The sequence below is a fragment of the Actinocatenispora sera genome, assembly GCF_018324685.1.
In the GTDB taxonomy this organism is placed as follows: Bacteria; Actinomycetota; Actinomycetes; order Mycobacteriales; family Micromonosporaceae; genus Actinocatenispora; species Actinocatenispora sera.
This window is the reverse complement of the sequence record NZ_AP023354.1, coordinates 2,690,691-2,704,020: the sequence shown is the minus strand read 5'-3', so window position 1 is coordinate 2,704,020 and position 13,330 is coordinate 2,690,691. Positions and strand designations below refer to the sequence as shown.

The window sequence follows — 13,330 nt, the reverse complement described above, 5'->3', positions numbered from 1 at the left end:
GACACCACCCTGCGTCGCCGGCCGCGGCGATCTACGCCGCGGGACGGCACGACCACCGCCGCCGCCCCGGCCCCATCAGCGGGGGTTGGGGCGGCGGGCGATGTTGCGGCGGCGCAGGGCGGAGCGCTGCCGGGCGCGGCTGAGCGCCGCGGTGTCGGCGGAGCCGTCCAGGTGTTCGGCGAGCGCCCGGATGTTGGGGAACCGGAACAGATCCACCACCGGTACCGGCCGGCCGATGCGGGCGGCGATCCGGCTGCTGGCCTCGACCATCGCGAGCGACGTCGCGCCGAGTTCGAAGAAGTTGTCGGTGGCGCCCAGCTCGGTCCGGCCCAGCAGTGCCTGCCACACCTCGGCGACGAGCCGTTCGGTGTCGGTGGCCGGTGCCGCCGACCCGCCGGTACGGGCCGGGGCGGCCGCGGGCGCGTCGGTGACGCCGGTGGTGTCGAACCGCGGTCCCGCGTCGGCGGTGGCCGCCTCCGGCGCCGCGGCCAGCGTGCCGATCAGCTGCACCAGGCCGTCGAGCAGCGCCCGCATCCGCTCCGGCCGGTACAGGTCGGTGTTGTAGGCGGCCTCCAGCACGAACCGGCCGTCGCGTTCGGTCAGGTACAGGGTGAGGTCGAACGGCGAGCCGGGCACCGGTAGCGGGACCCGGGTGACGTCCAGGCCGGGCAGCTCCAGCCGCGGCTCGGCGAAGTTGAACACGTTGAACAGCACCTGGACCAGCGGGGCGCGGGACGGATCGCGCGCCACCCCGAGCGCGGCGACGATCTCCTCCAGCGGGGCGCCCGGGTGCGCCTCGGCGGCGAGCACCTCGCCCAGGCAGTACCGGATGTTGTCGGCGAAGCTGGCGCCGGTGTCGCTGCGCAGCCGCAGCGGCACGATGTCGACGAAGAACCCGACCAGGTCGGTGAACGCGGTGCGGCGGCGGTCGGCGACGACGGCGCCGACCACGTGGTCGGCGCGGCCGGTCAGCCGGGCGAGCGCCACCCCGATGGCGGCGAGTACCACCACCGACGGGGTGGCGCCGTGGCGCGCGGCGGCGGCCCGTACGTCGGCGTCGGCCGCGGCCGGCAGCGGCGCGGCGAGCACCGCGCCGGCGTAGGTCTGTACCGGTGGGCGGGGCCGGTCGCGGGGCAGGTCGAGCACGGTCGGCGCGCCGGCCAGGTGTTCGGTCCACCAGGCCAGGTCGGCCTGGCCGCGTTCGGCGTCGCGGTCGGCGCGCCAGGCCGCGTAGTCGGCGTACCTGGCCAGCAGCGGGGGTGCTTCGGTGCCGGCGTACCCGGCGGCGATCTCCCGGTACAGCACCGACTGGGACCAGCCGTCGGCGACGGCGTGGTGCAACACGAGGCAGAGGACGTGCTCGGTCGGCCCCAACCGCAGCAGTTCGGCGCGCCAGGCCGGGCCGGCGGCGAGGTCGACGACGGTACCGGCGCGGTCGCGCAGCACGTCGTCCAGCTCGGCCTCGGTGACGTCGGTGACCGGCAGCGGGACCTCGCCGCTGGGGTCGCAGACCGGTCGCGGTACGCCGTCGTGCTGCTCGATGCGCCAGCGCAGCACGTCGTGCCGATCGGCGACCCGGCGCAGCGCGGCGGCCAGCACCGGTACGTCCAGCGGGCCGCGGATGCGTTCGGCGAACGCGATGTTGTAGGCGGCGGAGTCGGGGGCGAGCTGGTCGACGAACCACAGCCGGCGCTGCGACGGCGAGAGCGTGGGCGGGTTCCCGGTGGTCGGCTCCGGCCCGGTCAGCGGGCCGGCCGCGGCCACGCGGGCGGCGATCCCGGCCGGGGTGCGGCCGGCGAACACGTCCTCGACGGTGACGTCGCGGGCGAACAGCTCGCGCAGCTCGGCGACCAGCCGCATGGCGGCGAGCGAGTGGCCGCCGTGGGCGAAGAAGTCGTCGTCGGGGCCGGGGCTGCCGCCCAGCACCCGGGCCCAGGCGGCGGCGACCGGATCGGCCGGTGTCGCCGCCGGGTCGATCGTGGTCAGCGCCGCGAGCGCGTCCCGGTCGACCTTGCCGACCACGGTGAACGGCAGCGCGTCGAGTCGCACGTACCGGCGGGGCACCATGGCGTCGGTCAGCCGCCGGGCGGCGTGCGCGACGAGTTCGCCGTCGGCCGGCGCGGTGGCGGGGGCGAGGTAGGCGACCAGTTCGGGGCCGATCGGGCCGGGCAGGGCGAGCACCGCGGCCTGGGTCACGTCCGGGTGCGCCTGCAGTACCGCCTCGATCTCGCCGGTCTCGACGCGCTGGCCGCGGATCTTGACCTGGCCGTCGCGGCGGCCGAGGAACTCCAGCTGGCCGTCCGGGCGGCGCCGGGCCAGGTCGCCGGTGCGGTACAGCCGCTCGCCGGGCCGGCCGGACAGCGCGTCCGGGACGAACCGGGTGGCGGTCAGCCGCGGCGCGTTCAGGTAGCCGTACGCCACGCCGGGCCCGCCGATGAGCAGCTCGCCGATCTCGCCGTCGGGGACCGGTTGCAGCGCCTCGTCCACCAGGTACGCGGCGTGCGCACCGACCGGTGCCCCGATCGGCGGTTCCCCGTCGGGCGCCCCGTGCAGGTCGGCGGCGAGCACGAACACCGTGGTTTCCGTCGGCCCGTACACGTTGAACAGGTGCCGGTCCCGCCAGCGTCGCACCAGCCGCGGCGGTAGCGCCTCGCCGCCGACCACGATCGTGCGCAGCGTCGGCAGCGCCACCGGGTCGAGCAGCGCCAGTACCGGCGGGGTGCACACGCACCAGGTGACCTCGTGCGCTGCGGCGAAGCCGACCAGCCGTGCGGGGTCGATCCGGTCCCGGTGGCCGACCAGCGCGACGGTGGCGCCGGTGGTCAGCGTCAGGAACAGGTCCATCACCGAGGCGTCCCAGCTCAGCGAGGTGAGGCCGAGCAGCCGGTCGGCGGCGGTCGCGCCGGTCAGCGCCCGGCACGCGTCGACGAACTCCAGCACGCTGCGCTGGCTGACCAGCACGCCCTTCGGGGTACCGGTGGAGCCGGAGGTGTAGGCGAGGTACGCGAGCCGGTCGCGCCCGGGCGGCCCCGCCGGTACGTCCGCCAGCGGCAGCGGCGCGGCCGGGATCTCCACCAGCGGTACGTCGACCCGGCCCAGCGCGGCCCGGCCGGCGGCGTCGACCACGATCGCGTCCACCTGCGACTCGGTGACCAAGTGCCGCAACCGATCGCGCGGATGTGCCGGGTCCAGCGGCAGGTAGCCGGCACCGGAACCCAGCGCCCCGAGTACCGCGACGACCATCTCGACGCCGCGCTCGGTGCACACCCCGATCAGCCCGGTACCGGCGGTCGGCAGCGTCGCCGCGAGCGCGCCGGCGCGGCCGAGCAGCGACGCGTAGCTCTCGGCCCGGTCCCACTGCCGTACCGCGATGGCGTCGGGGGTGGCCCGCGCCTGCGCCAGGACCAGCGCGAACAGACTCTCGTCAGCCATCGATCGCCTCCGCGTCGGTGATCTGCAGCCGCAGCTCGCTGAAGTAGCGCTGGCCGGCCGCGTCGGGCACCCAGCACTCGTCGGGGGTGGGCAGCATCTCGGTGACGGTCACCGGTACGTCCCGGCCGGCCCGGGTGCGTGCCCCGCGCGCCGCGTTGCACAGCGCCACCGCGTACTGCGGGCTGGTCAGGTCGACGAAGAACGGCTTGATCTCGGTGTCGACCTTGACGTACACGCGTTCCGGCAGACCCAGCTCGGCGCGCCAGCGCCGTACCGCGAGGTAGCGCGCGGCGTCGCCGCGGGCGGCGGCGAGGCCGCTGCGATCCACCGTGGTACGCCAGGTCTCCCGGCTGACCACCAGCCGGTCGATGGACAGCCGGGCGGTGTGCTCGGCCGGTGCGAGCAGTTTGAATCCGTCCACCGCGTGCATCGCCAGCAGCGCCGAGAACACCTCCACCAGCGGCCGCTGCCGGCCGGCCGGGTCGGTGGCGACCAGCGCGCCGTCCCGCTCCTCGACCAGCATGCCGCTGGCCGGCACGTGCCCGCCGATGCCGGCGACCGGGCCCGGCGCGACGCCCAGGTGCACGTCGTCGGCGTCGGCGAGGCTGTGCGCGACCCGGCCGGTGTGCCGCGGCCAGTCCGGCGGGTACAGCAGCCGCACCCGGCCCGGCCCGAGATCGGCGGCGAGCGCGGTGCGCAGCGCGTCGGCGTCCCGGTGCCACTCGGTGAACACCGCGCAGTCGAAGGTCGGCCAGGCGACGTGCATCTCGCCCAGCACGACCCGGTAGTCGCCGCGCCGCAACGCGGCCACGTCGGTCGCGCAGATCTGCAGGTCCGGGCTGTGTACGAAGCCGGCCGACCAGCCCGGCGCCTCGGCCGGGAACGCCGCTGCGACCGCGGGCGCCAGCTCCGCCGCGCTGCGCTGCACCGGACCGTCGCCGGTGGCGCCGAACAGGCCGGCCCAGCGCGCCGCGAACTGCGCCGCGACCGCGTCGACCGGGCGGTCCCCGCCGCCCCACAGCGGCCCCTGCGCCAGGTACCACAGATCCGACAGCCGCACCGGGCCCGGCTCGGCGGCCAGCTCCCGGTACAGCTCGTGCAGCGCCTGCCCGTACGCGTCGGCCAGCGCCACGGTCAGCCAGCGTGCCGCCCGCAGCAGGATGTCCAGCGGCCCGGCCAGCTCGTCTTGCAGCGGCCGGCCGAACACCACGCTCAGGTCGCGGTCGGTGTCCTCGTAGCACAGCGCGCGGCCGGCGTAGGTCTGGCCGGCCCGGCGCTGCGCCGGCTGACCGGTCACCGCCTCGAACGTCTCGGCCAGCGCGCCGAGCGCGTCGCGCAGCGCGTCCGGGTCGCCGGCCGCGGCGGCCACCGCGTCGCGGGCCGCGTCGAGCCGGTCCAGCCCGCGCTGCGCGGCGGAACGCTCCGGCTCGGCACCGATCGCCGCGATGCGTAGCCGCAGCACGGATTCGGCGTCCGGGTGCAGCGGCAGGTCGGCACCCCAGCGCAGCAGCCCCTGCCGCACCAGCCCGTCGAGCAGCAGGTACCCGTCCTCGTCCCGGCGCAGGGCCGACTCCGGCGCGGTCGACAGCTCGGCCACGACCTCGACGGCGGGGCGGCCGTCGGCCGCCGACAGCACCGCCGCGGCCGCCGCGGACAGCGGCACCGGCGGTTGCGCCGGCCGGTACGCGAGCCGCCCGTCCCAGTGGATCTCCGGCGAGACAACCACCGGCAGCCAGCGCCGGGTGGCCGGATCGTCGGCCAGCCGCTGCGCGTACGCGTCGAGCGCCCAGGTCTCGTAGTGCACCCGGCGGCGGCGGGTCAGCCCGCTGCCCGGCTCGACCACGGCAACCTCGGGCAGCTCGGGGTCGACGGTGACCCAGCAGGTCGGGCCGAAGAAGCCGATCGTGTCGTTCTTCCCGCAGTACCGCTGCCAGTAGCGGATCAGCGCGGTCTCCCGCTCGCGCCGCTTCGACGGGCGGCCGGTGCCGCGGCCGGGCAGCAGGTGGTCCAGCCCGGTCAGCGCGTTGCGGTTCTGCCAGCCGACCGCCTCGCGCAGCAACGGATCCGCGGCCAGCTCGGCCGCCACCTGCGAGCCTCGTTCGACCGCTTGCTGGTACGCGGCAACGAAACCGGCGTCGGTGACCGCCCGCTGCGGGTCGAGCTTGATCAGCGGGTCGGCGGTCGCGGCCAGGTCCGGTGCGGCGAACCGGTCCAGTCCGGCCGCCGGGAACCCGGTACCGCGCAGCAGCGCGTCCCGCCACACCGACCACCCGGTCTCCCCCAGCGGCACCCGGTGCCCCGCCGGCCGCCGCGGTGCGGCGTGGGACGGCATCCCGCCGGTGCGTGCGGTGTGCAGGTCGGCGCGGATCAGCGCGGCGAGCCGGTCGAGCGTGTCGTGCAGGAAGAAGTGACCGCCGGGCACCCGGTGGGCCCGAAGCCCCGCATCGGTGTGCCGCTGCCAGCCGGCCAGCTGCCCCGGCGGTACGGCCACGTCGGATTCACCGGCGAACGTGGTCACCCGGACCGGCAGCGGCGGCCGCGGCTCGTACCGGTACGCCTCCAGCCAGGCCAGGTCGGCCCGCAGCACCGGCAGCAGCAGGTCGATCAGGTCCGGCGCGTCGAGCAGCTCGGCGGGCATCCCGCCGGCCGCGACGACCCGGGCCACGAGCTGGTCGCGGGGCAGCCCGGCGATGTTGTCCAGCGGCCCGTCGCCGCGCTCGTCCGGCGGCCGGCCGGCCGCCACGAACAGCCGCTCCGGCAACCGGTCGCCGCGCTCGACCAGTACCCGGGTCACCTCGTAGCCGAGCCGGGCGCCGAGCGAATGGCCGTACAGGGCGAATCGCGGGCCGGCGTCGGCCACGATCGCGTCCGCCATCGCGACCGGATCCAGCGTCAGCGGCTCCGCGTAACGACCCTCCCGGCCGGGCAGCTTGACCGGCACGACCTCCACCTCGGCGCCGAACGCGGCCGGCCAGCGGCGGAACGCGCTCGCGCTGGCGCCAGCGTAGGGCAGGCAGTACAGCTGCCAGGTGGCGCCGGCGCGGCGCACCGGCCGCGGGAACCAGCCGTCCACCGCGCCGCCGGTGCCGGTCATCGGGGCCGGGCCAGGCGCGGGATCGCCGGGGCGGGTGCCGCGGCGGCGCTGTCGCGGCGCTGCTCGACCAGCTCGGCCATGCCGGCGACGGTCGTCGTCTCGAACAGGCTGCGCATCGGCAGCTTCACCCCGGTCGCGGTGCGTACCTTGCCGATCAGCTGCACCGCGACCAACGAATTGCCGCCCAGGTCGAAGAAGTCGTCGTCGCGGCCGACCACCGGCACGCCGAGCACGTCGGCCCAGATCGCCGCCAGCTGCGCCTCCAGCGCGGTACCGGGTGCCGCCCCCTCATCGAGCGCCCCGGCGTCGTCGTCGACCGGCCCGGTGAGCGTCTCGATGGTCGCCGCGGCCGCCACGAACTGCTCGTCCATCGGCCGTACCGACACCGCGACCTGCGGTCCTAGCCCGCCGGCGAGCAGCCGCGACAACACCTCGGCCCCCTCGGCCGGCGAGATGCCGCCCGCCGAGCCGGGGCCGGCGGCGCCTGTGGTCGGGCTGGTGGCGGAGGCTGCCGGCGGGCGGTCGGCGGGCGCTGCGGCCGGGGTGGCGCGGACGGCGGTGGCCATGGCGGCCGGGTCGACCCGGCGCAGCATGAAGTCGGCGATGTCGACCAGGACCCGGCCGTCGTCGTCGACCAGCCGGATGTCGGCGGTGGTGATTTCGTCGCCCGGCTGCCCGACCAGGTACGCCCACAGCTGCGCGGGCAGCGGCGCGTGCACGGTGATCCGCCCGTACCCGAGCGGCAGGAACGACCCGCCCTCGACGTCGAGCAGGCTGGTCGCCTCGTCCAGCAGCGCCGGGTGCAACGGCCAGTCAGCGAGCTCCGCCGCCACCTCGGCCGGCGCGACCAGCTGGGCCAGCACCTCGCCGGGACCGCGGTGGGCGGCCCGCAGGTTCCGCCAGCGGCCACCGAACTCGACCAGCCCGGACCGGGACCGGTGGCTCGTCACCTCGGTACGGGCGCCCAGCCGCTCGCGCAGCTGCGCCACCGCGACCGGCGCCGGCGCGTCGGCGTGCACCCAGGCGGCGGTCCCGCGTACGTGCGTGGTGTCGCCGGTGGCGATCGCCACGTCGTACCCGCCGTCGCCGGGACGCAGCCGCACCTGCACCGCCGTGTCGGTACCGTCCGGTACCGACAGCGGCGCGACGAACGCCACGTCGCGCAGCTCCACCACCGCGCGCGCGTCGGGCGGCGGTACCGCCGCGGCGAACGCCGCCCGGGCCAGCTCCAGGTGCCCGGTGCCGGGCAGCACCGGCACTCCGGCGATACGGTGCTCGCCGAGTACCCAGTGGCTGCCGGGCCCGAACCGTCCGCGCACCACCCGGGTCGCGCCGTCGTCGACCCGTTCGGTCAGCACCGGGTGCGCCACCGCCCTCGCCGAACCGCCCGGTTCCCCAGCCGACCCGCCGGCGGCGGGCGAGCCGGCGGTGGGACCTCCGAGGGCGGCCGGGCGCGCGGTCTCCACGGCCATGCCGACCTCGCTCCAGGCGCCCCAGTCGACGCTGAGCACCGGGCAGCCGAAGCCTCCGCCGTGATGTGCCACCGCGTCCAGGTAGGCGTTGGCGGCGGCGTAGTCGACCTGGCCGAGCCCACCGACCACGCCGGTCACCGACCCGCACAGCGCCACGAAGCCCAGGTCGTCGGCACCGAACACCTCCGCCAGCGCGCGGGTGCCGGCGATCTTGGGGGCCAGCACCGCCTCGACCGCTTCGCGGGTCTTCATCGCGATCAGCCCGCCGCCGGGGACGCCGGCCGCGTGCACGATGCCGTCCAGCCGGCCGTACTCGGCGAGGATCCGCTCGCGCACCGCCCGCAGCGCGGCGGCGTCGGTGACGTCGGCGGCGACCGGCAGCACCTGGCCGCCGGCGGCCTCGATCCGCGCGATCGCGGCGAGGGTGCGGCCGGCCCGGTCGGTACCGCCGGAGCGCGCCGGCCACTGCTCGCGCGGCGGCAACGGGGTACGGGCCAGCAGCACGATCCGGGCCCGGCAACGGCGGGCCAGATCCTCCGCGACGGTGCCGCCGATCCCGCCGGTACCACCGGTGATCAGGTACACACCGCGGTCGGGCAGCTCGCCGACACCGGCCGGCAGCGGTACCGGCTCGAACTCGGGCGCCCAGCGCCGGCCGCGGCGCAGCGCCACGGTCTGCGCGTACTCGCCGGACGGCGGTACCCGCAGCTCGGCGGCGATCGCGGCCACCTCCGACGGGTGCGCCGCGTCGACGTGCCGGACGGTGACAACGCCGGGCAGCTCGGTCGGCAGCGACCAGGCGGCCGCCGCGGCACCGGCCGCGACCGGATCGGTCACGTCGTCGCCCAGCACCGCCCGGGTACCGGCGGTGACCACGTCCAGGTGCACCGGGCCGGGCAGTGCCGCCTCGGCGAGCGCCTGGCCGAGCGCGACGATACTGTGCACCGCGGCGTCCACCCCGGCGCCGGGGGCCAACGTCCAGGCGTGCACGATTCGTTGCGGCACACCGGAACCGGCCGCCAGCTCGGCGAGCAACGCCGAGTACCCGGCGCGGTCGGCCGGACCCAATGCCGGCGCCCGGACGGTGTCCGGGCCGAGCGCGGCGGCGAGCGCCTCGCCGGGCTCGCCGGCCGCCAGCAGCAGGTAGCGCGGCGCGGCCGGCGGGTCGACCGCGGGCGGCAGCTGCCGCCACACCGGAACGCTGCACCACTGCGCCATGCCGCGATCCACCGGCGCCGGGGCGGGTGCCGGTGCCGCCGACGGAGCCGGGTCGACCCAGTGGTAGCTGCGCTCGTACGGGTAGGTGGGCAGCGGGATCCGCCGCCCCGGCCGGCCGAACCCGGGCAGCTCGATGCCGGCGGCCCAGAGCCGGCCGGCCGCCGCGTAGAGGGTGGCGAGGTCGCCCTGCCGACCGTCCGGGCCGGGCAGGCTCGGCACCGGCAGCCGGGCCTCGCGCGGGGTCTGCATCCGGGCGAGCCCGACCAGCTGGCTGCCCGGGCCGCACTCGACCGCGAGCCAGTCGCCGTCGGCGCGCAGCCGCGCGACGCAGTCACCGAACCGGACCGGATCGCGCAGGTGCGCCGCCCAGTACGCCGGGTCGGTGGCCTGCTCGGCGGTGATCCAGTCGCCGGTGCGGTTCGACAGGTACGGTCGCTGCGGCGCGTGCCGCTCCACCGCGGCCACCAGCTCGGTGAACTCCCCCAGCACCGGATCCATCGAGGCGGAGTGGAAAGCGTGCGAGGTACGCAGCCGCCGGCGGCCGATACCGCGCTCGGTGAGCGATTCGGCGTAGGCGTCGATCAGCTCGTTCGGCCCGGACACCACGCAGGTGCGCGGACCGTTCACCGCGGCGACGTCCAGCCCGGGCGGCAGCGCCGCGGCGACCTCGTCCGCGGCCAGCTGCACGGCGAGCATCGAGCCCGGCGGTACCGACTGCATCAGCCGGCCCCGGGCGGCGACCAGCCGCAGCGCGTCGGCCGGCGCGAACACGCCGGCCAGGGTGGCCGCCACGTACTCGCCGATGGAGTGGCCGATCATCGCGGCCGGCGTCACGCCCCAGGACTCCCAGAGCCGCGCCAGCGCGTACTCGACCGTGAACAGCGCGGGTTGCGCGTGCCGCGTCTGCTGCAGCGTCTCGGCGTCGGCGGCGAGCGGATCGGCACCCAGTACCGCGGCGCACTCGGCCACCGCGGCGGCGAACACCGGCTCGGCGGCCCGCAGTTGCGCCGCCATCCCGGCATACTGCGCGCCCTGCCCGGAGAACAGGAACGCCACCTGTGGCGCGACCTTCCCGACGCGGTCGTTGTGCCGCTTGCGATCGCCCAGCGCCCGCACCGCGCCGGCGGCGTCCTCGGCCACCACGACGGTGCGGTACGGGTGCGGTTCGCGGCCCACCCGCAACGTGTGCGCGACGTCGGCCAGCGACGTCTCCGGCGCCTCGGCCAGCCGGCTGGACAGCTGGTCGACCACGGTCGCCAGCGCCGCCTGCGACCGGGCCGACAGCTGGATCAGCTCGACCCGCTCCACCGGTCCCGGTACCACCGGGGTGGCCGGCGCCGGCGCCTCCTCCAGCACCACGTGCGCGTTGGTACCGCCGATGCCGAACGAGCTGACCCCGGCGCGGCGCGGCCCGCCGTCGGTCTGCCAGCCGGACAGCACCGCGTTGACGTAGAACGGGCTGGTCGCGAAGTCGATCGCCGGGTTCGGCGTCTCGTAGTTGATGCTCGCCGGGATCAGCTTGTGCTGCAACGCGAGTACGGTCTTGATCACCGCGGCGACACCGGCGCCCTGGGACAGGTGGCCGATGTTCGACTTGACCGAGCCCAGCGCGCACCAGCCGGCGTCGTCGGCCTGCGCGCCGTAGGCGGCGGACAGCGCCGCCACCTCGATCGGGTCGCCGAGGGCGGTCGCGGTGCCGTGTGCCTCCACATAGGACACCGAGTGCGGGTCGATGTCGGCCATCGCCAGCGCCTGCGCGACCACGTCGGTCTGCCCCTCGACGCTGGGCGCGGAGAAGCCGACCTTGGCCGCGCCGTCGTTGTTGATCGCGTTGCCCAGGATCACCGCGCGCACGTCGTCGCCGTCGGCCAGCGCGTCGGACAGCCGCTTGAGCACGATCACGCCGCCGCCGCTGCCCCACAGGGTGCCGGCGCCGCGGGCGTCGAACGGCCGGCAGTGCCCGTCCGGCGCGGTGATCCCGCCGTCCTGGGCGATGTAGCCGCCGCCGTGCGGCAGCTCGATGCACACCCCGCCGGCCAGCGCCATGTCGCACTCGCCGTTGCGCAGCGCCTCGCAGGCCAGGTGGATCGCCACCATCGAGGTGGAGCAGGCGGTGTGCAGGGTGAAGCTCGGCCCGCGCAGGTTCAGCTTGTACGACACCAGCGTGGCGACGTAGTCGGGGTTGTTGCCGATGTTGACCGCGAGGTTGCCGGCCGCATCCGCCAGCTTCGGGTTGGCCCGCACGTTCTTCCACAGGTAGTCGGTGGCGCCGGTACCGGCGTAGACACCGACCAGGCCGTCGTAGCGCGCCGGGTCGTACCCGGCGTCCTGTAGCGCGGTGTGCGACAGCTCCAGGAACAGGCGGTGCTGCGGGTCGGCGACGTCCGCCTCGCGCCGGCTCATCCCGAACAGACCGGGATCGAAGTACTCGATGTCGTCGATCACCGGTGCGGCGGCGACGAAGTCGGGGTGGTCCACCATCTCGACCGGCAACCCCAGCTTGAGCTGCTCGTCCCGGGTGGAGAACCGGATCGACTCGACGCCGTCGACCAGGTTCGACCAGAACTGGCCGGCGTCCCGGGCGCCCGGCACCCGGCAGGCCAACCCCACCAGCGCGATGCGTTCGACATCGTCATCGGTCATCGTCGACCTCCGATCTCGGCTCGGTCCCCGTTGCCGCTCGATCCCGTTGCGTGTCGATCCCGTCGCCGGTTCGGTCCCGCCGCCGTTGCACCGGTTCGATCCAGTGCCGCCGGCGGTGGAACTGCTGGGGCGGCAGCGGCGCGCGGCGCGGCGTGTCGGCCGGTGCCGGCTCGCCGAGTACCACGTGTGCGGTGGTGCCGCCCAGCCCGATCGCGCTGACCCCGGCGTACCGCGGGCCGGGCGTCGGCCACTCCCGGGTGTCGGCGGCGATCTCGAACCGGCCGGCGGCCAGGTCGACGTCCGGGTGCGGCGCGTCGAAGTGCAGGCTCGCCGGCACCACCCCGTCGCGTACCGCCAGCGCCGCCTTGATCAGCCCGGCCACGCCGGCGGCCGCGTCCAGGTTGCCGATACTCGGCTTGACCGACCCGAGCAGGCACGGCTGCGCCGCGCCGGCGAACACCGAGCCCAGCGCGCGCACCTCGATCGCATCGCCCAGCGGGGTGCCGCTGCCGTGCGTCTCGACGTACCCGATGTCCGCCGGCGACAGGTCCGCGGTGGCGAGCGCCTCGGCGACCGCGTCGGCCAGCCCGGCCACCCCCGGTACCGCGAAGCCGCCGCGGCGCGCGCCGTCGTTGCTGACCGCCCAGCCGCGCAGCACCGCGTACACCCGGTCGTCGGTGACGTCCTCGCAGCGCTTGAGGACCACGCCGGCGGCGCCGCTGGCGTACCGGGTGCCCTGCGCCTTGGCGTCGAACGCGCGGATCGTGCCGTCCGGCGACAGCCCGGCGCCGGCCAGGTAGCCCGACGGCGTGGTCGCCGCCACCGACGATCCGCCGGCGATCGCCAGATCGCACCGGAAGTCGAGCAGGCTCTGCGCCGCCAGGCAGACCGCGACCAGCGAGGAGGCGCACGCCGCCTGCGTCGCCACGGCCGGGCCGGTCAACCCCAGCTTGTACGCGGTGCGCAGCGGCAGGTAGTCCGGCGCGTGGCCGGGCGGCATCGGCTCGTCCGCCGCGCCCAGCAGCTCCGGCCGGTACAGGTGGCGCAGGAAGTACCGGTTGACCGAGGTGCCGGTGAACACCCCGACCGGCGCGTCGAGCCGGCCCGGCTGCTCGCCGGCGTCCTGCAGCGCGTGCCAGGCCACCTCGAGGAACAGCCGGTGCTGCGGGTCGATCTGCGCCGCCTCGGCCGGGGTGTAGCCGAAGAACTCGGCGTCGAAGTCCTCGATGCCGGGCAGGTAGCCGCCGGCCCGCACGTACCGCGGATCGTCCAGCAGCTCGTCGCCGACCCCGGCGGCGCGCAGCTCGTCGGCGGAGTACCGGCGCGTCGTGTCGATGCCGGCACACAGGTTGTCCCAGTACGCCGCGACGTCGGCGGCGCCGGGCAGCCGGGCCGCCATGCCGACGATCGCGATTCCGTCGTCACTCATCGGCGGTCCCCCGTGGCCCGATGCCCGGCGCGGCACCGCGCA

4 protein-coding genes are annotated in these 13,330 nt (G+C 76.2%); all 4 read right to left on the bottom strand.

Annotated features, from left to right (window positions below):
• Positions 1-75: 75 nt before the first annotated feature.
• Genes Asera_RS12920 through Asera_RS12905 form a run of 4 tightly spaced genes read right to left on the bottom strand, consistent with a single transcriptional unit; the run spans position 76 to position 13,288 of the window.
• Positions 76-3,432: a non-ribosomal peptide synthetase gene (locus Asera_RS12920; protein WP_035296162.1), complete on the bottom strand. Its 3,357-nt coding sequence runs from the start codon at positions 3,430-3,432 to the stop codon at positions 76-78.
• Complete coding sequence (locus Asera_RS12915) at positions 3,425-6,526, bottom strand: thioesterase domain-containing protein (protein WP_084131237.1); 3,102 nt, start codon at positions 6,524-6,526, stop codon at positions 3,425-3,427. Before Asera_RS12915 ends, Asera_RS12920 begins: the two co-directional genes overlap by 8 nt.
• The gene (locus Asera_RS12910) at positions 6,523-11,859 is read right to left on the bottom strand and encodes a type I polyketide synthase (protein WP_030445691.1); all 5,337 of its coding nucleotides are present in this window, start codon (positions 11,857-11,859) and stop codon (positions 6,523-6,525) included. Before Asera_RS12910 ends, Asera_RS12915 begins: the two co-directional genes overlap by 4 nt.
• The gene (locus Asera_RS12905; RefSeq protein WP_051802088.1) at positions 11,849-13,288 is read right to left on the bottom strand and encodes a beta-ketoacyl [acyl carrier protein] synthase domain-containing protein; all 1,440 of its coding nucleotides are present in this window, start codon (positions 13,286-13,288) and stop codon (positions 11,849-11,851) included. Before Asera_RS12905 ends, Asera_RS12910 begins: the two co-directional genes overlap by 11 nt.
• Positions 13,289-13,330: the final 42 nt, after the last annotated feature.